Source organism: Paracoccus sp. C2R09 (assembly GCF_018860625.1).
In the GTDB taxonomy this organism is placed as follows: domain Bacteria; phylum Pseudomonadota; class Alphaproteobacteria; order Rhodobacterales; family Rhodobacteraceae; genus Paracoccus.
This window is the reverse complement of record NZ_JAHKQB010000029.1, coordinates 262,073-280,667: the sequence shown is the minus strand read 5'-3', so window position 1 is coordinate 280,667 and position 18,595 is coordinate 262,073. Positions and strand designations below refer to the sequence as shown.

General features: G+C 66.4%; 18 protein-coding genes. 3 read left to right on the top strand and 15 right to left on the bottom strand.

What is annotated here, in order from left to right; translation table 11 throughout:
• Positions 1-99 precede the first annotated feature (99 nt).
• The 14 genes from rpsA to KO490_RS13165 all read right to left on the bottom strand — a co-directional run bounded on the left by rpsA (position 100) and on the right by KO490_RS13165 (position 14,560).
• A complete protein-coding gene (gene rpsA, locus KO490_RS13230) occupies positions 100-1,779 on the bottom strand; it encodes a 30S ribosomal protein S1 (RefSeq protein WP_216019877.1) in 1,680 nt (559 codons plus the stop codon).
• 187 nt (positions 1,780-1,966) lie between these two features.
• Positions 1,967-2,758 (bottom strand): metallophosphoesterase, encoded by a 792-nt coding sequence (locus KO490_RS13225; protein ID WP_216019876.1) that lies wholly within the window; start codon positions 2,756-2,758, stop codon positions 1,967-1,969.
• Positions 2,755-3,702: a diacylglycerol kinase family protein gene (locus tag KO490_RS13220; RefSeq protein ID WP_252727171.1), complete on the bottom strand. Its 948-nt coding sequence runs from the start codon at positions 3,700-3,702 to the stop codon at positions 2,755-2,757. Before KO490_RS13220 ends, KO490_RS13225 begins: the two co-directional genes overlap by 4 nt.
• A gap of 63 nt (positions 3,703-3,765) precedes the next feature.
• A complete protein-coding gene (fdhD, locus tag KO490_RS13215; protein ID WP_216020159.1) occupies positions 3,766-4,563 on the bottom strand; it encodes a formate dehydrogenase accessory sulfurtransferase FdhD in 798 nt (265 codons plus the stop codon).
• 103 nt (positions 4,564-4,666) lie between these two features.
• Positions 4,667-5,656 (bottom strand): N(2)-acetyl-L-2,4-diaminobutanoate deacetylase DoeB, encoded by a 990-nt coding sequence (gene doeB / locus KO490_RS13210; protein ID WP_216019874.1) that lies wholly within the window; start codon positions 5,654-5,656, stop codon positions 4,667-4,669.
• Positions 5,653-6,849 (bottom strand): ectoine hydrolase DoeA, encoded by a 1,197-nt coding sequence (gene doeA, locus KO490_RS13205; RefSeq protein WP_216019873.1) that lies wholly within the window; start codon positions 6,847-6,849, stop codon positions 5,653-5,655. The genes doeB and doeA overlap by 4 nt, the downstream gene beginning before the upstream one ends.
• Positions 6,850-7,809, bottom strand: a complete 960-nt coding sequence (locus tag KO490_RS13200) for a cyclodeaminase (RefSeq protein WP_216019872.1) — start codon at positions 7,807-7,809, stop codon at positions 6,850-6,852. It abuts the gene before it with no gap.
• Positions 7,806-8,756: a hydroxyectoine utilization dehydratase EutB gene (eutB, locus tag KO490_RS13195; protein WP_216019871.1), complete on the bottom strand. Its 951-nt coding sequence runs from the start codon at positions 8,754-8,756 to the stop codon at positions 7,806-7,808. The genes KO490_RS13200 and eutB overlap by 4 nt, the downstream gene beginning before the upstream one ends.
• Positions 8,750-9,454, bottom strand: coding sequence for an ectoine utilization protein EutA (locus KO490_RS13190; protein ID WP_216019870.1), 705 nt, complete (start codon positions 9,452-9,454; stop codon positions 8,750-8,752). Before KO490_RS13190 ends, eutB begins: the two co-directional genes overlap by 7 nt.
• Before the next feature lie 12 nt (positions 9,455-9,466).
• On the bottom strand, positions 9,467-9,910 hold the full coding sequence (locus tag KO490_RS13185) for a universal stress protein (protein ID WP_216019869.1): 444 nt from the start codon (positions 9,908-9,910) through the stop codon (positions 9,467-9,469).
• A 3-nt stretch (positions 9,911-9,913) separates the two neighbouring features.
• Positions 9,914-11,200 carry a TRAP transporter large permease gene (locus KO490_RS13180; protein ID WP_216019868.1) on the bottom strand — a complete coding sequence of 429 codons (1,287 nt, stop codon included), beginning with the start codon at positions 11,198-11,200 and terminating at the stop codon, positions 9,914-9,916.
• 3 nt (positions 11,201-11,203) lie between these two features.
• Complete coding sequence (locus KO490_RS13175) at positions 11,204-11,788, bottom strand: TRAP transporter small permease (protein WP_216020158.1); 585 nt, start codon at positions 11,786-11,788, stop codon at positions 11,204-11,206.
• A gap of 193 nt (positions 11,789-11,981) precedes the next feature.
• The gene (gene dctP, locus KO490_RS13170) at positions 11,982-12,998 is read right to left on the bottom strand and encodes a TRAP transporter substrate-binding protein DctP (protein WP_216019867.1); all 1,017 of its coding nucleotides are present in this window, start codon (positions 12,996-12,998) and stop codon (positions 11,982-11,984) included.
• A gap of 200 nt (positions 12,999-13,198) precedes the next feature.
• Positions 13,199-14,560, bottom strand: a complete 1,362-nt coding sequence (locus tag KO490_RS13165; protein ID WP_216019866.1) for a PLP-dependent aminotransferase family protein — start codon at positions 14,558-14,560, stop codon at positions 13,199-13,201.
• 72 nt (positions 14,561-14,632) lie between these two features.
• Here KO490_RS13165 and KO490_RS13160 point away from each other — a divergent pair, with 72 nt between their 5' ends.
• The 3 genes from KO490_RS13160 (at position 14,633) to KO490_RS13150 (ending at position 18,084) form a co-directional block, all read left to right on the top strand.
• The gene (locus KO490_RS13160; RefSeq protein ID WP_216019865.1) at positions 14,633-15,118 is read left to right on the top strand and encodes an Lrp/AsnC family transcriptional regulator; all 486 of its coding nucleotides are present in this window, start codon (positions 14,633-14,635) and stop codon (positions 15,116-15,118) included.
• Positions 15,119-15,241: 123 nt separating this feature from the next.
• Complete coding sequence (locus tag KO490_RS13155; RefSeq protein ID WP_216019864.1) at positions 15,242-16,702, top strand: NAD-dependent succinate-semialdehyde dehydrogenase; 1,461 nt, start codon at positions 15,242-15,244, stop codon at positions 16,700-16,702.
• Positions 16,703-16,713: 11 nt separating this feature from the next.
• The gene (locus tag KO490_RS13150) at positions 16,714-18,084 is read left to right on the top strand and encodes an aspartate aminotransferase family protein (RefSeq protein WP_216019863.1); all 1,371 of its coding nucleotides are present in this window, start codon (positions 16,714-16,716) and stop codon (positions 18,082-18,084) included.
• 143 nt (positions 18,085-18,227) lie between these two features.
• On the opposite strand, the gene rpmG is transcribed toward KO490_RS13150, so the two are convergent.
• Positions 18,228-18,395 carry a 50S ribosomal protein L33 gene (gene rpmG / locus KO490_RS13145; protein ID WP_022707377.1) on the bottom strand — a complete coding sequence of 56 codons (168 nt, stop codon included), beginning with the start codon at positions 18,393-18,395 and terminating at the stop codon, positions 18,228-18,230.
• Positions 18,396-18,595 lie beyond the last annotated feature (200 nt).

Below are 18,595 nucleotides of genomic sequence, written 5' to 3'. Positions count from 1 at the left end.
CACGCAAGCGCCATGGCGGTCAACCCTTCGTATAGTCACGAAAAAGCCCGCCCCGCGATCTGCGGGGCGGGCGATGTCATCGGAAAGATCCGAAAGCGATCAGTTGCCGCGGTTCAGGGCAGCACCCAGGATGTCGCCCAGCGACGCGCCCGAATCCGAGCTGCCGTACTGGTCGATGGCTTCCTTTTCTTCGGCGATCTCGCGTGCCTTGATCGACAGGCCCAGACGACGGGTCTTGGTGTCGATGTTGGTGACGCGGGCATCGACCTTGTCGCCGACCTGGAAACGCTCGGGGCGCTGGTCCTGACGGTCGCGTGCCAGATCCGAACGGCGGATGAACGACTTGACGCCGTTGTATTCCACCTCGACGCCGCCTTCTTCGATGGCGGTGACTTCGACGGTCACGACGGTGCCACGCTTCACGCCGTCAACGGCTTCGGCCATGCCTTCGTTTTCCAGCGACTTGATCGAGAGCGAGATACGCTCCTTCTCGACATCGACGTCCTGCACGACGGCCTTGACGACGTCGCCCTTGCGGAAGTCCTGGATCGCGTCTTCGCCGCGGGCATCCCAGCTGATGTCCGACAGGTGGACCATGCCGTCGATATCGCCTTCGAGGCCGACGAACAGACCGAACTCGGTGATGTTCTTGACTTCGCCTTCGATGACGGTGCCCGACGGATGGGTCTCCGAGAAGACTTCCCACGGGTTGCGCATGGTCTGCTTCAGGCCCAGCGAAACGCGACGCTTGGCTTCGTCGATCTCCAGGACCATGACGTCGACTTCCTGCGAGGTCGAGACGATCTTGCCCGGATGGACGTTCTTCTTGGTCCAGCTCATTTCCGAGACGTGGACCAGGCCTTCGACGCCGGCTTCCAGTTCGACGAACGCACCGTAATCGGTGATGTTCGTGACGCGGCCCTGGTGGACCGACTCGATCGGGAATTTCGACGCGACGGTATCCCAGGGATCGGCCTGCAGCTGCTTCATGCCGAGGCTGATGCGGTGGCTTTCCTTGTTGATCTTGATGACCTGAACCTCGACCGTCTCGCCGATCGCCAGGATCTCGGACGGGTGGTTCACGCGGCGCCACGCCATGTCGGTGACGTGCAGCAGACCGTCAACACCGCCCAGATCGACGAAGGCGCCGTATTCGGTGATGTTCTTGACGACGCCCTTGACCGTCTGACCTTCGGTCAGGTTGGCAATGACTTCTGCACGCTGCTCGGCGCGGCTCTCTTCCAGGATCGCGCGGCGCGAAACCACGATGTTCCCGCGGCGGCGGTCCATCTTCAGGATCTGGAAGGGCTGCTTCAGACCCATCAGCGGGCCGGCGTCGCGCACGGGGCGGACATCGACCTGCGAACCGGGCAGGAAGGCGACCGCACCGCCCAGGTCGACCGTGAAGCCGCCCTTGACGCGACCGAAGATGGCGCCTTCGACGCGCTCTTCGTCGGCATATGCCTTTTCCAGACGATCCCAGGCTTCCTCGCGGCGGGCCTTCTCACGGCTGATGCTGGCTTCCCCGCGGGCGTTCTCGACGCGGTCCAGATAGACCTCGACTTCGTCGCCGATCGACAGGGTGGCATCTTCGCCGGGATTTGCGAATTCTTTCAGATCGACGCGGCCTTCCATCTTGTAGCCGACGTCGATGATGGCCTGACCTGCCTCGATGGCAATGACACGGCCTTTGACAACCGAACCTTCGTCCGGGGTGTCGATCTCGAGGCTTTCGTTCAGGAGGGCCTCGAATTCCTCCATGGTCGCTTTAGCGCACATGCGTTTACAGTTTCCTTTACGTCCGTTTGACTGGCCTGACGGTTGGCTCCGCCGGTCTGTAGCGCCCCCCGTGGCAACGACAAAAGGTCCGGCGAAATCGCCCGACCCATGTGCAAGCGGTCTGTTCTGACCATGTCGCCCGTGTGACTGCGGCCCACATAACGCCGATCGGGGGAAAACTCAACGCCTAAACGCGGGCCCAGCGCCCATCCTGCAAGGCATAGTCGCGGATCTCGGGGGGGGCGAACCCTTCGCGGTTCATCGGCGCGACATGGCGTTCCAGCCTGACCGCACCCGGTGCGATGTCCAGCACCGCGAATTCGTTCTGCAGATCGCTGATGCGCGCGCACAGCGCCGTCCCCGCCTGCAATTGCAGCAGCCCCGGAAAGCGGTTCGTGGCCAGCAGTTCGTCCAGGGCAAAGATATGCAGATGCCCCGACAGCGCGATGCCGACGCCCGCGTCCTGAAGCCGGCTTGCGGCCTCGTCCGCGCGCCGCGCCGTGCGTTTCTGGACGGTGGGCAGCTGCTCCAGCGGATGATGCAGGGCGACCACGTTCATCGCCTGCGGGTCGATCCCGCCGATCAGCCGCCCGATCTCTCCGCGCCGGAACAGGCCGCGCTGCCATGCGAAGGGATCGGCGCTGTTGACGCCCAGCACGCGGACATCGCCCGCCTGCGCGACCGGGCCCAGCGGCCCGCCGAAATGGCGCAGGTAACCGCGAAACGGCCATAGCATCCGCGCAAGCGGGTTCAGCAGCGGAATGTCGTGATTGCCCGGAACGATCAGCGTCGGCGCCTCGATCCGGTCCAGAAACCGCGCGGCCTCCTCCATCTGCGGTTCCAGCGCGCGATGGGTCAGATCGCCGGTGATCACCACCAGTTCGGGCCGCGCCTCGGCGATCCGGTCCAGCAGCGGGGCGATCAGCGCCTCGCGGTGAAAGCCGAAATGAAGGTCCGACAGATGCACCAGCCGCGTCATGAGGTGGTCTTGCTCTGACCGTCGACGGGCAACAGCACCCGCAAGGCGCCCTGTCGCACCTTCAGGCGGAACGGGCTGCGCAGGCGCGTCTTCTCGCCGTCATGGGCGACCAGCTGCGCGCTGTCGGGTGTCTCGATTTCGATGCTGTCGGTCACGATCATCTCGAAATCCTCGTCCCGTGCGCTGTGCCCGAAGGCCAGCCGCAGCGCCGACCGGAACAGCGGCATGGCCCTGCTGGCCTTGGCGATCAGCACGACCATCTTGCCGTCACGGATCGCATCGGCCCCCTCCAGCCCGAAGGTCTCCAGCTGATAGGCGCTGCGCGCGACAAAGACCAATGCGCTGGTATGACTGCGTTCCTGCCCGTCCACATGGGCGGTCAGCTGCATGGGACGGCGCAACCGCCGCAATGCCACCGCCACCGACCAATAGGCCGCGATCCGCGACCGCCCCCAGCGACGATAGATCCCCTCTCGGGTCTTGAGGATCTGCGGATAGGCGCCGAGGCTGATATTGTTGAGAAACACGAGGCCGTTGACCTCGCCCAGATCGGTGCTGCCCTTGCGGGCATTCAGGATCGTGTCGATCCCGTCCTCGATCGTCTCGCCCACGCCCAGATCGCGGGCGAAATAGTTGAACGTCCCGCCGGGCAGCACGCCCATGGCGGTATCGCTGCCTGCCAGCGCGCCCGCCACCGCCGATTGGGTCCCGTCGCCCCCGACCGCGATGACCAGGTCGAAGCCCTCGTCCGCGACCCTGCGCGCCAGATCGGGCAGATCGCGGCCGCGTTTCGCGACGCGGATCTCGAACCGCCCGCAGGCGGGGGCGATCCGTTCGTTCAGCGTCCGAGAGATCTCGTGATGCTTGCGGCGACCCGATCCGGCATTCATCACCGCGCAGACCCGGGCCTGACCCAGATCGAACTGCCCGCTGCCGTCATTCATGATGCCCTGTCCCTGTCTGCGCATGTTTCGCGCAAGGGCAACACCACGACCGGCGGCCGGGTTTCATTCCGTCCCCGTGATCCTGTGGGGATGGCTGAACAGATCGAACCCCCCGCCCCGCGCCAGCGCCGCGACGGTCAGCCCCGCCCCGTCGGCCAGGCGCAGCGCATGGGCCGTCGGCGCCGATACCGCGATCAGCACGCCCGCCCCGGCCATCGCGGTCTTCTGCACCATCTCGACCGACACGCGGCTGGTCAGCACGATCGCCCCTTGGCGCGCATCCATCCCCTGCCGCGCCATCGCACCGATCAGTTTGTCCAGCGCGTTGTGGCGGCCCACATCCTCTCGCGCCATGACGATGCCCTGCCCCGGCAGCAAAAAGCCCGCCGCATGCACGGCCCGCGTCGCGTCATGCAGGGGCTGCATCTGCCGCAGCGCGTCGGTGGCCCCGGCCACTTCGGATGCCGGGATGCCGACACCCGTCACCCGCGGCAGATCGCGGATCGCGGACGACAGGCTCTCGATCCCGCAGAGCCCGCATCCCACCGGACCCGCCATGCTGCGACGACGCGCGGCCAGCCTGTCGCCCCGGTCGCCCGACAGCCACATCTGCGCCTCGATGCCCGCGTCATGGGCCACCACGCGGATCTCCTCGATCTGGGCGGCTTCGTCCACGACGCCCTCGGTCAGGGTAAAGCCCGTGGCGAAATCCTCGATATCCTGGGGGCTGGCCATCATCACCGCATGGGTCGATCCGTGATAGACCATGGCGATGGGCGTTTCCTCGGGCAGGTCGCGCAGGCCCGGGCTGCGGTCCGGATGGCGGACCGACGCGTAAGCGGCAAAGGGATGCGGGATCATGGTGCCTCGCTTGTGTTCCACGCATCGGGACATATCGCGAAACGCGGCGCCGCGCCATCGGGATGCCCCGTGCCCGATCGGCGCGGGGCATCCCGGGTTCAGGTCATGCGCCCTGCCGCACGGCGATCACGGCCACGCAATCGCCCAGCTGCACAAGGCCCGGGAAATGCCGCGCCGCGATCACGCCCGCCATATGGGCGCGCAGCTCGACCGGGGCGGCACCGGTGCGGTCCTTGGCCCAGATGCGGGCGATGGGCTGGTTCGCCGACACCTCGTCGCCCAGATCGACCAGCGGATGCAGCAGCCCCTCGCGTTCGGCAAAGTGGAAGCAATCGTCCCCCGGCATGTCCAGCATCGCGCTGTCGCAGGTCTCGATCGCGGCCCGAAGGATGCCCGCATGGGCCAGCACGTTCCGCGCCCCGCGAATGGCGATGCGCGCGGATGCGGCGGTCGCCGTGCCGCCGCCGCCCAGCTCGGTCGTGACGAAGACCTTGCCCTTTTCCTCGACCGCGGTGTCGAACATGCCGACCGCGTCGATTTCGCGCATCATCATCGAATAGGGCGCGCCGAAGGCCCGCATCGCCGCGACGCAGGCCGCCTGCTGGCCCGCATCGTCCAGGTAATGCGCCGCCGCATAGGGCAGGAAGTCCAGCGTCTTGCCCCCCGAATGGTAATCGAGGACGACATCCGCCATCGGCACCAGCACGCTGTCGAAGTAATGCGCGATCTTCTGGGTCACCGTGCCGTCGGGCTTGCCCGGAAAGCAGCGGTTCATGTTGACCTGGTCGATCGGGCTGACCCGCGTGCCCGCCGCGAAGGCGGGCGTGTTCAGATAGGGCGCGATGATGACGCGCCCGGTGATGTCCTGCGGCTCCAGCTCCCATGCCAGCTGCTGCAGCGCGATGGGGCCCTCGTATTCATCGCCGTGATTGCCGCCGGTCAGAAGGGCCGTCGGCCCCTCTCCGTTGGCGATGACGGTGATCGGGATCATCACGCTGCCCCATGCGCTGTCGTTGCGCGAATGGGGCAGACGCAGGAAGCCGTGATGCTTGCCGGGCCCGTCCAGCGGGATGGTCGGACTGATCGGGTTCATGCCTTCACCAGCATTCGGCGCGGGATGTTGCAGAACAGCTCGGGTTCCCGTTCGGTGATGACGATGGATTCCGTCGTCTCATAGCCCCAGCCCTCCATCCACAGACCGGTCATGAAGTGGAAGGTCATCCCCGGCTTCAGTTCGGTCTGGTCGCCGCGGCGCAGGGACATGGTGCGTTCGCCCCAGTCGGGCGGATAGGACAGCCCGATCGGATAGCCGGTGCGGTTGTCCTTGACGATGCCGTAGCGGTCGAGAACCGTGAAGAAGGCGTTGGCGATATCCTCGCAGGTGTTGCCCGCACGCGCGTTTTCCAGCCCCGCTTCCATGCCTTCCAGCACGGCCTTTTCCGCATCCAGCATTTCCTGCGGCGGCGTGCCCAGGAAGATCGTGCGCGACAGCGGCACGTGATAGCGCTGATAACAGCCCGCGATCTCGAAGAAGGTGCCCTCGTCCTTCTTCAGCGGCAGGTCGTCCCAGGTCAGATGCGCGGCCGCGGCATCCGGACCCGACGGCAGCATCGGCACGATTGCCGGGTAATCGCCGCCATGCTGGGACCATTCGTCGTAACGCAGCCCGGCATCGTAGATTTCGGCCACGAGGTCGCATTTGCGCATCCCCACCTCGATCTTGTCGGCGATGCGGCGATGCATGCGTTCGACGATGCGGGCGGCCTTGCGCATATAGGCCAGTTCCTTGGGCGTCTTGACCGCCCGCTGCCAGTTGACCAGCCCCGTCGCGTCCAGGATCTGCGCGTCCGGCAACCCGTAGACCAGCCGTTCATGCGCCTTGGCGGAATACCAGTAATTGTCCATCTCGACGCCGATGAAGCCGGTATGCCAGCCCCGATCGGCCAGCTGCGCCCACAGGTAGTCCATCGGATGCCGTTCGACCGACATGACATAGTAGTCGGGATAACCCAGGATGCAGTCCTCGGGCATCCAGACGGTGCGCAGCGCGCCGGGCGCGTCGATGCCGCGTCCGTACCAGATGGGCGGCCCATCCGGCCCCACGATGACGCATTGATGGACATAGAACGACCAGCCGTCATAGCCGGTCAGCCAGGCCATGTTCGACGGGTCGCTGACGATCAGCAGATCAAGCCCCAGCTTCTCCATGCTGGCGCGGGTCTTCTTCAACCGTTCCTCGTATTCCTCGGTCGAGAAACGCTCGGGGGTCCTTTGCAGTTCGGGCATTCACGTGTCTTTCGAAAACGCGGCAAGCGCGTGTGTGGCAATGGCGGTGTCCTGCACGCCGGTACCCGTCAGATCGCAGATGGTGATCTGATCGGGATCTGTTCTGCCGGGGCGCTGCCCGGCAATGATCTGCCCCAGTTCGGGGATGTCCGCGCCGTCATGGGCGCCTGCGGCGATGGCGGCGCGCAATTCGCCCATCAGCCGCGTCTGGTCCGCGCGATCCGCCACATAGAGATCGGCGCGGGTGATGCATTCGGGGGCCAGCTCGTTCTTGCCGGGCTGGTCGCTGCCCATCGCGGTGACGTGCTGACCGGGCCGCAGCCATTCGGCCCGCAGGATCGGCTGGGTCGCGGGGGTGGTGGTGACGACGATATCGGCCATGCCCACGGCCTCGGCCGGGTCGGCGGTCGCACCGACGCGCAGGTCCGGGTCGTCCAGTTCGCGCGCCAGTGCCGCGGCGCGGTCGATGTCGCGCGCCCAGATGGTGGCGCGTGTGATCGGCCTGACCAGCCGCAGCGCCTGAAGCTGCATCCGTGCCTGCAGCCCCGCCCCCATGATCGCGGCCGTGCTGGCATCGCCCCGCGACAGGTGCCGGGCGGCGACGCCCCCTGCCGCGGCCGTCCGCAGATCGGTCAGGTATCCGTTGTCCAGCAGCACCGCCCGCACCCGCCCGGTCTGTGCATCCAGCACCACCATCAACCCCGAGGTCGAGGGCAGCCCCCGCGCCGGGTTGTCGAAGAAACCGGGTGAGATCTTGACCGCAAAGCCCTGAAATCCCGGGACATAGGCGGTCTTGACGTCCACCTCTCCGTTCACTTCGGGCAGGTGCATGGACATGACCGGCGGCATCACGACCCCGCCAAGGGCCAGCCTGCGAAACGCATCCTCGACCACGTCGATCGCGGCATGGTCCAGGTGCAGCCTCTCGCGCAGCTGTGCCTCGGTCAGGGTGGTCGTCATGGCGCACCCCGCAGGATCGCCGCATGGGCGGCCGGGTCTATGTTCGCGCCCGACACGACCAGCACCACGGGCCCCGCCGAGACCAGCCGCCCCGACAGGATCGCGCCCGCGCCCACGGCGGCCGCGCCCTCGACCACGTGACCTTCGGCGGCAAGGTGGCGGATGCCGGCGGCGATGTCGTCTTCGGGCAGCAGGATCAGGTCGTCCATCAGCTTGCGCACCATGGCGAAGGTCAGGCGGTTCTGCAGGCCGATCCCCCCGCCCAGGCTGTCGGCCAGGGTCGGCAGTTCCCGAACCTCGACCGGGTGGCCGGCGGCAAGGCTTGCGGCCATCGCGGCGCCGCGTTCCATGCTGATCCCCACGATACGGATATCGGGACGCCGCGCCTTCAGGGCCGCGGCGACACCCGCCAGCAACCCGCCCCCCGACAGCGGAATGGCGACCGTGGCGGCATCCGGCACCTGCTCCAGCAGTTCCAGCCCCAGGGTGCCCTGGCCCGCGATCACGTCGGGATGGTCGAAGGGCGGGATCAGTGCAAAGCCCTCGTCGCGCTTCAGGCGGCGGGCCTCGTGGAACGCGTCGTCTTGGCTGTCGCCGACGATGCGGGCCTCGGCCCCCAGGTCGCGGATCGCGTCCAGCTTGTTCTGCGGCACAAGCGACGACATGCAGATCACCGCGGGCGTTCCGGCCTGGCGCGCGGCATGGGCCAGCGCCCGTCCGTGATTCCCGGTCGAGGCCGTGGTGACGCCCGCCACCCGGCCCAGCCGCATGACGGCATTCGTGGCCCCGCGCAGCTTGAACGCGCCGGTCGTCTGGCGATGTTCCAGCTTCAGCCAGACCGGCACGCCCGCGCGTTCGCCAAGCGCGATCGACTGCGCCACCGGCGTTTCCAGCACCTGCCCCGCGATGCGGTCGCGGGCGGCAAGGATATCCTCCAGCCCTACCACGTCCGCAGTCCGAACAGCGTCCCCGGACCCGTGGCCGGGATCCGCGCCTGATCCAGCATCGACCAGAACAGCGCCTGGTTCGAACTGATGACCGGCTTGCCCAGCCGTTCCTCGATCTCGGGGATCAGGGTCATGACCGGCAGCGCCGTGCAGCTGATGAACAGTGCCTGCGCGTCGGGATGGTCGCTGTCCAGCGCCATGTCGATGATCCGGTCGGGCGGCAGCACCGCCATGTCGCGGTCGTCGGGGAAATTCATCGAGACGCGGCGCACCACGTCGATGCCATGCGCCTCGAAATAGTCGCCGACCAGATTGGTCGTGGCCTCCAGATAGGGCGTCATCAGCGCCACGCGGGTCACGTCCAGCACCGCGAAGCCCCGCAGTGCCGCGCCCGCGGGCGTGGTCACATGCGCCCGCCCCCCGGCCAGCGCGTCCATCTGATCCCCCAGCACGGCGGCGGCCGAGGTGCAGCCGAAGCCGATCCCGTCCAGGTGAACCCCCGGCACGATCAGGTCCACCGCCGCGCGCAGGCGCGGGCCGGTATTGCGCAGGTTCTCCTCGGTGGTGGGGTTGTCGAATTCGATCCGGGTGACATGCAGCCGGGTGCCCTCGGGCATGACCAGCCGGGCGTCGCCCTCCATCGTCATGTCGGTCGCCAGCGCGATCATCCCGAAGCGGCGGATGTCGTCGTTCCACATCTCAGGCACCCCTCAGACGGTCAGCACGGGACAGGGCGCAAGCCCCGTCACCTTGTGGCTGACCGACCCGAGCAGATAGTTCTCGGTCGCGCCCAACCCACGAGAGCCCAGCACGATCAGGTCGCATTCCTTTTCCCGCGCGACCGCCACGATGGTCCGCGCGGGCTGACCCGCCCGGATGAAGGCGCTGACACGCGCGACGCCCGCATCCTTCGCCACGCTTTTCGCGTAATCGGCCGCGTCACGGGCATGGCCGCGCATCGCATCGTCAAGGCTGCCGCCCTGGTCGCGGGCGCCGCGCGTCATCGACAGCGACGCCTCCAGCATCGAATGATGGCGATAGACGGTCAGCACGATCAGCTGCGCATCGCACAGCTTGGCCAGATCGGCCGCCTTGACCAGCGACCTTTCGGCACCGTTCGATCCGTCATAGGCCACAAGGATACGTTCGAACATGGATCACTCCGCGAAGGCCAGGTCGCGCAGGAACAGCGCGATGTCGGGGAAGAAGATCAGCGCCACCGCGACCGACAGCAGGATCACGATGAAGGGCGGCGTGCCCGCGATCACCTCGGCATAGGGGCGCTTGAAGACGGCGATGGCGGTGAAGATGTCGCAGCCGAAGGGCGGCGTGGCGCTGCCGATGGCCACCTGCAGGGTGATGATCGTGCCGACCAGCACCGGGTCCAGCCCGACCGACGCCACCACGGGCGAGAAGATCGGCACGAGGATCAGGATCACCACGATCGGATCGACGAACATGCAACCCACGAAGAACGCGATCGAGATGGTGAACAGCACCCCGTAAGGGCCCATGTCGTCGATCCCGATGCCGCCCAGGATCGCCTGCGGGATCTGCGCGAAGCTGATGATATAGCTGAAGGCCGCGCCCGCACCCACCAGGATGAAGACCACCGCGGTGATCAGCCCGGTCGATTTCGCCGTGGCATAGAGCTGCTTGACCGACAATTCGCGGAAGACGATCATTTCCAGGATCAGCGCATAGAGAACGCAGGCCGCCGCGGCCTCGGTCGGCGAGAAGATCCCGCCATAGATGCCGCCGATGATGATCAGCGGAAAGCCCAAGGGCCAGATGGCGCGACGGATGGCGCGGCCACGCTCGGCCCAGGTCGCGGGCGGTTCGGTCGGCACGTTGTGGCGCACCGCATAGATGTAGGCATAGATCGAGAACAGCACGAGGATCAGCACCCCCGGCCCGATACCCGCGATGAACAGCTCCGAGATCGAGGTGCCCGAGACGACGCCATAGATGATCATCCCGATCGAGGGCGGGATCAGGAAGGCGATGTCGGAGGCGTTGATTATCAGCGCCAGGCTGAACTTGTCGCTGTAGCCGGCCTTCAGCAGGCGCGGGCGCAGCGGGCCGCCGATGGCGACCACCGTGGCCTGCGTGGACCCCGACACGGCGCCGAACATCGTGCAGGCCCCGGCGGTGGAAATCGCCAGACCGCCCTTCACATGGCCCAGGAAGGCCATGACTAGGTCGATCAGCCGTTCCGCCGATTGTCCGCGGGTCATGATGTCGGCGGCGAAGATGAACATCGGCACCGCGATCAGGCTGGCGGGCTGGATGCCCGCGATGACCTGCTGGACCAGCGTGTCCAGCTGTCCGATGCCGCCGAAGATGGCGACGAAGCCCACGGTCGCGCCGATGATCAGCGGCACCATCATCGGAAAGCCCGCAAGAAGAAGGACGATCATCGTCCCCAGGATGGCCGTTGTCATCGCTCAGACCTCTTCTTCGTCGTTGTGGTCATAGCCTTCGAGCGTCGAGGTCGAGAGCCAGATCGCCGGGTCGATCACGTTCTTGATCGCCGTCAGCGCGTATTGCAGGCCGGTCAGGAAGAACCCGAGCGGCGCCCAGACGAGGATCCACCAGTTGGGGATCTGCAGCGCGGGCAGCACCCGGCCCCGCTGCGCCTGCGTCATGACATAGTCGAACGCGTACCAGGCCAGCGCCAGCATCACGACGGCCGTCACGGCCGAGATGACGAACATCGCGAACTTGCGTGCGCGGAAGGGCAGCGCGTCGAAGAATGCCGACATGCGGATATGGCGACCGTGCCGCGCGGCATAGCTGATGCCCGCGAAGGTTATCAGCACGATCAACGCGGTATTCACCTCTTCCGAGAAATAGAGCGAACGTCCGAAGCCGAAGCGGCCGACCACGTTCGCCGTGGTGTTCAGCGCCATCAGCAGGACGCCCGTGGCCAGAAGCACCGCCTCGATCCGGGCGATCACGGTATCCACGACCCCCAGGATGCCGGGCAGCCCCGAGGAATAGGCGCTGTCGTCGATATCGTCATCGGCCATCGAGAGCGCCTCGGCGGCGGCGATGACGTCGGGATCGACAACGGGTTTGCGTTCGCTGTCGGGGTCGGGGCTGGATGTCATGGCTGGTATCCGATGGGAAGGGGTCGGAATGCCGGTCCCGTTGCGGGGCCGTCTGGTCGGGTGGCCTTCGGGATTGCGGGCCGCGACGGACGCGGCCCGCGATGTCGTCGGATCAGCCCTCGTCGCCGGCTGCGGCCTCGAGGTCGGCCTTCATCTGGTCGAGCACTTCCTGCGCGCGCGGACCGCCGATCTCGAGGAAGGTCGCCTCGACCTCGGACGCGGTCTCGCGGAAGGGCGCACGCTGTTCCGGGGTCAGCTCGGTCACGGTCATGTCGGGCTTGGCCTCCATGATCAGGTCCAGCGATTCATCCGTCAGACCGTCCTGATATTCGACGATATGGTCGAATGCCGCATCCACGGCGTTCTGCACGACGGTCTTGTCCTCGTCGGACAGACCCTCGAAGAACTCCTGGTTGGCCATCAGCGCGGTGGTGAAGTTGTTGTGGCCCAGGCGCGTGATGTGGTCGGTGACCTCGTACATGCGGGTGGATTCGATATAGAAGGCCGGGTTCTCCTGGCCGTCGATGATGCCGGTCTGCAGACCGCCATAGACCTCGCCCCATGCCAGCGGCGTGGGCGTCGCGCCGAATGCGCGATAGCTTTCGACCAGCAGCGGGTTGGTCATGACGCGGACCTTCACGTCGTCCAGATCCTCGGGGCCCGAGACCGGCTCCTTGGTGGTCAGCATGACCTCGCCTTCGGGATACATGGTCAGCAGTTCCAGGCCCTGCTCGGCATAGAGCTCGGGGAAGATCGAGTGGATCGTTTCCGAATTGCGGAAGAAGCTGACCAGCTGCTCCTGATCCTCGGGCAGCAGATAGGGCACGAAGAAGACCTGCGCCTCGGGGATGACCGCGCCGGTGAAGCCGGGCGACTGGTTCACGAATTGCAGGATGCCCGACTGGGTCTGTTCAAGGATATTGTCGCTTTCGCCCAGCGTGCCATAGGGGAACAGCTGCACCTCGTGATCGGAATTGGCCTCGACCTCTTCCTTGAACTTCTGGGCGAAGACGCCCTGCACCTCGTCCAGCGCCTCCTCGAAGGCATAGCGCCAGGTGTCGGCGGTGGCTGCGCCCGAACCCAGCATCATGGCTGCGATACTGGCGGCGGTCAGGGTCTTGATGGTCATGGTACCTCCTTTGGGGGGTCGTTTTTTCTCGCGTGTCGCGTCCGGCCCTCGGGGTTGCGGGAAAACCGGCGGTAATCCCGATGGCGCATGGGCCGAGAGTTCTGCCCAAGCGATTTCCAAGTCAATTTCTATATTAAACCATGACAATTATGCGGATGGGTGTCAAACCGCTGGCCGATTGTCCTGCTTTTCCGATGATCTCAGCCGCGCAGAATTGCCGAAAGGCTGCGCAGGGCCTGATCCAGATCCGAGGTCTGGACGCCCCCCAGCGATACGCGGATCGCGGGCCCCGATGGCAGCACGGCAAAACCCGCCCCGGGGGCGATGGCGACCTGGCGATCCAGCGCGCGGGCCACCACGGCAGGTTCGTCCGTGCCCTCGGGCAAGGGCAGCCAGCGATGCAGACCGTGCAAAAACCCTTGCGCATCAGTCCCCAGCACGCGCAGCGCCATCCGGTTGCGGGCCGCCAGCTCCACCCGCTGCGCGTCCAGCAGGCGGTCGGCAGTGCCGTCGGCGATCCAGTCCTGCGCGATTTCCGCCATCAGCGGCGTGGCCATCCAGGCCATCGACAGATGCCGGTTCAGCGCGGCTTCTGCCCATTTTTCAGGCAGGGTCAGGAAACCCAGACGCAATCCCGGCGACAGGCACTTGGACAGCCCCGTGAAATAGAAGCTGCGCTCCGGGGCAAAGCTGGAAATCGCGGGCGGGCGGCGTGGCGGCATGGGGCCGGTGGGGTCGCTTTCCAGAATCACCAGGCCCGCGGTGGCGGCGGCCTGGGCCAGCGCCTCTCGGCGGTCGCGATCGACGATGCGGGCCTGCGGCCCCCCGCCCGAGGGCAGCAGGAACACCGCCCGCATCCGTCCGCCCGACCGTGCGGCCTCGCGGATCAGCGCCTCGGGGATCATGCCGCGTTCGTCGCACTCGATCCCCTTCAGCCGCAGGTGCAGATGCTGGGCCGAGGGCTTGATCGTGTGGCAGGTCACCGATTCCGTGGCGATCCAGTCGCCCGGCTGCGCGACCGTCATCAGCGCCACGAACATCGCGGGCGTCGTGCCGTTGGTGATCAGGATGCGCTGCGCGGGCACGGTGATCCCGCAGCGCGACAGCCAGCCCGCCGCCATCCCGCCATAGAGCGACATGGTCTGGCGCGGCCGGAAGGACAGCATCGCCGATTGCGGCAGCTTGTGGGCCAGCCGGGTCATGCTGTCGGCCCAGGCCTCGGCGATCTGGGGCAGATGCACGGGCGTCATCATCGACAGATCCACGGGCGGCCTGTCGGTCGGCGCGCGGAACCACGGCACCTCGATCGATTCGCGGGGACCGGACTTGATGAAGCTGCCGCGCCCCACCTGCCCAGATATCAGGTCGGCACGGATCAGCTCCTCGTAGGCGCGGCTGACTGTCTGGACCGACACGCCCAGCTGCCATGCCAGGTCGCGATGCGGCGGCAGGCGCTGACCCGGACGCAGGCTGCCCGCATCGATGGCGGCGGCGATGCCCTGGGCAAGGCTGCGATAGGCGGGTCGGGTGATATCCTCGCGGCGGAGTGGCCAATGCGACATGGCCGCAAGATCGCCGCGCCGGAAGCCATTGTCCAGATTGACAATCGCACGATCCGGCGAAACAACCCGGACATGACCCCGCCCAACGCCCTGAAACTGGACGATCGCGACATCGCGATCCTTGCGACCCTGACCCGAGAGGGCCGCATCGCCAAGACCGAGCTTGCCGCGCGGGTGAACCTGTCGCCCACCCCCTGCTGGGACCGCATGAAGCGGCTGGAGAAGGCGGGCCTCATCAGGGGTTACCGGGCCGAGATCGACCTGACCCGCATGGGCCCGCATGTGCATGTCTTCGTCACGGTCGAACTGGACAGCCACCGCGCCGAAAGCTTCCAGACATTCGAACGCGTGATGGCGCGAATGGAGGCGGTGACCGGCTGCTGGGCCATCGGCGGGGGCTACGATTACCTCATGTCGGTGATCTGCCGCGACATCGCGGCCTTTCAGGACCTGATGGACGGGCTGCTGGAAAGCCGCGCGGGCGTGCGCCGTTATTTCAGCTATATCGTGACGAAGCCGGTCAAGGACCTGCCGCCCGCCACCGCGCTTCTGAGCTGAACGGGGAATCCTCGGGACGGGCCGCCTTGGACAGAGGATTCCTCTGCCCCCGAACTTGCATTCAGTGAAAATCACCCCCGCGCCGGCGTCATCCTGTCCACGCAAACAGCCAGGAGGTGCCCCATGTTCGACGATCACCGCAGCCCGCTGGAAGATCGGCTGGCCGATCGGGGCCTGCTGCCCGGATCAGGCGATTTCCCCGCATCGGGCCGGTTGGCCGTTCGCGACCCCGCCACGGGCGAGCTGGTCGCCCAGGTCGCCGTCAGCGACGACAGCGGCGCCCGCGAGGCGGTCGAGGCCGCGCAGGATGCCTTTCTTCCCTGGTCCACCACCCTGCCCCAGAACCGCGCCGCGATCCTGCATCGCTGGCACGCGCTGCTGATCGAGGCCAAGGAGGATCTGGCCCGCATCATGGTCGCCGAGCAGGGCAAGCCCATCTCCGAGGCGCGGGGCGAGATCGACTATGCCGCAAGCTTCATCCAGTTCTATGCCGAAGAAGCCCTGCGCCCGAATATCGAGGGCGTCACCAGCCACCTGGCGGATGCCGAGATGGAGCTGTGGCGCGAACCCGTGGGCGTCGCCGCGCTGGTCACGCCCTGGAACTTTCCCTGCGCAATGATCACCCGCAAGGCCGCCGCCGCGCTGGCCGCGGGCTGCACCGTGGTGATCCACCCGTCGGCCGAAACGCCGCTGTCGGCGCTGGCGCTGGCCGAACTGGCGCGGCGCGCGGGCTTCCCGGACGGCGTCGTGAACACGGTCATCGGCGATGCCGCGACCATCGTGGGCGAATGGACCGCCGATCCGCGCGTCCGCGCGCTGTCCTTCACCGGCTCGACCGAGGTGGGGCGGCTGCTCTATCGTCAATCGGCCGACACGGTGAAGCGCCTGGTGATGGAGTTGGGCGGCCATGCCCCCTTCGTCGTCTTCGAGGGCGCCGACCTGGACCGCGCCGTAGCCGAGGGCATCAAGGCCAAGTTCGCCACCAGCGGCCAGGATTGCCTGGGCGCGAACCGCTTCTATGTGCAGGACGGGATCTATGACGAGTTCTGCAGCCGCTTCGCCCGCGCGACCGAGGCGCTGACCATCGGCGCGGGCATGCAGGATCGCGATCTGGGGCCGCTGATCCACGACCGCCAGGTCGCGAAATCGCAGGCCCATGTAGATGACGCGCTGGACCGGGGCGCGCGCCTGCTGACCGGGGGCGGCGTCGATCAGGATCTGGGGCCGCTGTTCTTCCGACCGACCGTGCTGGCCGACGTCCCCGACGAGGCCGCCATCATGTCCGAGGAAACCTTCGGTCCCGTCGCGGCCATCAGCCGCTTCACCACCGAGGAAGAGGTCACCGCACGCGCCAATGCCAGCGAATACGGGCTGGTCGCCTATGTTCACAGCATGGACCCGCGCCAGATCTATCGCATGACGCGGGCGCTGCAATACGGCATGGTCGCCGTGAACAGGACGAAGGTCACCGGTGCGCCCATCCCCTTCGGGGGCATGAAGCAATCGGGCCTGGGCCGCGAAGGTGCCCGCCAGGGCCTCGAGGCATTCACCGAAATCAAATACATCTGCCGCAACTGGGCGTGAAAGGAGCAATCATGCTGACGAATGACGAACTTGCGAAATGGGACCGCGAGAGCTTTTTCCATCCCTCGACCCATCTCGGTCAGTTCGAACGCGGCGAAGCTCCGCAGCGGATCGTGACGGGGGGCGAAGGCGTCCATATCACCGACCGTGACGGCAACCGCCTGCTGGACGGTTTCGCGGGGCTGTACTGCGTGAACGTGGGTTACGGCCGCACGCAGATCGCCGATGCCATCGCCAAGCAGGCGCACGAGCTGGCCTATTACCACTCCTATGCCGGGCACGGGTCCGAGGCGTCGATCACGCTGGCCAAGATGGTGATGGACCGCGCCCCCGAAGGCATGGCGCGCGTCTATTTCGGCCTTGGCGGGTCGGACGCGAACGAGACGAACGTCAAGCTGGTCTGGTATTACAACAACATCCTGGGCCGCCCGAAGAAGAAGAAGATCATCAGCCGCTGGCGTGGGTATCACGGATCGGGCCTGGTGACCGGATCGCTGACCGGCCTTGAACTGTTCCACAAGAAGTTCGACCTGCCCCTGTCGCAGGTGATCCATACCGAGGCGCCCTATTACTTCCGTCGCCCCGACGCGAACATGTCCGAGGCCGACTTCACCGCCCATTGCGCGCAGAAGCTGGAGGAACTGATCGAGGCCGAGGGTGCCGACAGCATCGCCGCCTTCATCGGCGAGCCCGTGCTGGGCACCGGCGGCATCGTCCCGCCCCCCGCAGGCTACTGGGAGGCGATCCAGAAGGTGCTGGACAAGCACGACATCCTGCTGATCGCGGATGAGGTCGTGACCGGCTTCGGCCGTCTGGGCACCATGTTCGGCAGCGATCATTACGGGATGAAGCCCGACCTGATCACCAGCGCCAAGGGCCTGACCAGCGCCTATGCGCCGCTGTCGGCCACCATCGTGGGCCAGCGCATGTGGGAAGTCCTGTCGCGCGGCACCGACGAGAACGGCGTGTTGGGCCATGGCTGGACCTACAGCGCCCATCCCATCGGCGCGGCTGCGGGCATCGCCAACCTGAAGCTGATCGACGAGCTGGGCCTGGTCGAGAATGCGGGCAAGGTCGGCGCCTATCTGAACGCGCAGATGACCGCTGCCGTCGGCGACCACGCCAATGTCGGCGAAGTGCGCGGCGAAGGCATGCTGTGCGCGGTCGAGCTGATGGCAGATCGCGACGGTCGCCGCTTCTTCGACGCGTCCGAGGGCAAGGGCGCGAAGGTCGTGGCCGCCATGCTCAAGCGCGGCGTCATCGCCCGCGCCATGCCGCAGGGCGACATCCTGGGTTTCGCCCCGCCGCTGTGCCTGACCGAGGCCGAGGCCGACAAGATCGTCGAGGTGACCCGCGACAGCATCGCCGAAGTCCTGGGCTGACGAAACGAACCCCCGCCCCGATCAGGGCGGGGGTTTTCCGTTCCCGCGGGGCCACGCCCCGCCAGGCGCATTGCGGCAAAGAAAAAGGGTCGCGTTCCGATACGGAGCGCGACCCTTCTTCAATCGACCGGACGGTCAAGATCTTACTTGATCTTGCCTTCCTTGTACTCGACGTGCTGACGGACGACCGGATCGTATTTACGAACGGTCATCTTTTCAGTCATCGTGCGGGCGTTCTTCTTCGTGACATAGAAATGCCCCGTGCCGGCGGTCGAGTTCAGCCGGATCTTGATGGTGGTCGGCTTCGCCATGATAATCGCTCCTGCTTCGGGGCAATCGCGCGCCGCAAACCCCGTGGAATTCGTATGGAAGCCGCCTTGTAGCCATTCACGCAGTGAAGTCAACAGGCTTTGCCAGTGTTTTTTTCACATGTTTATCCACAGGCGCGGGGGCGCGCATATGGCGGTTCTGACAGGCGGTTCGCGAAGGAATGAAGTGGCAGCCCGTAGGG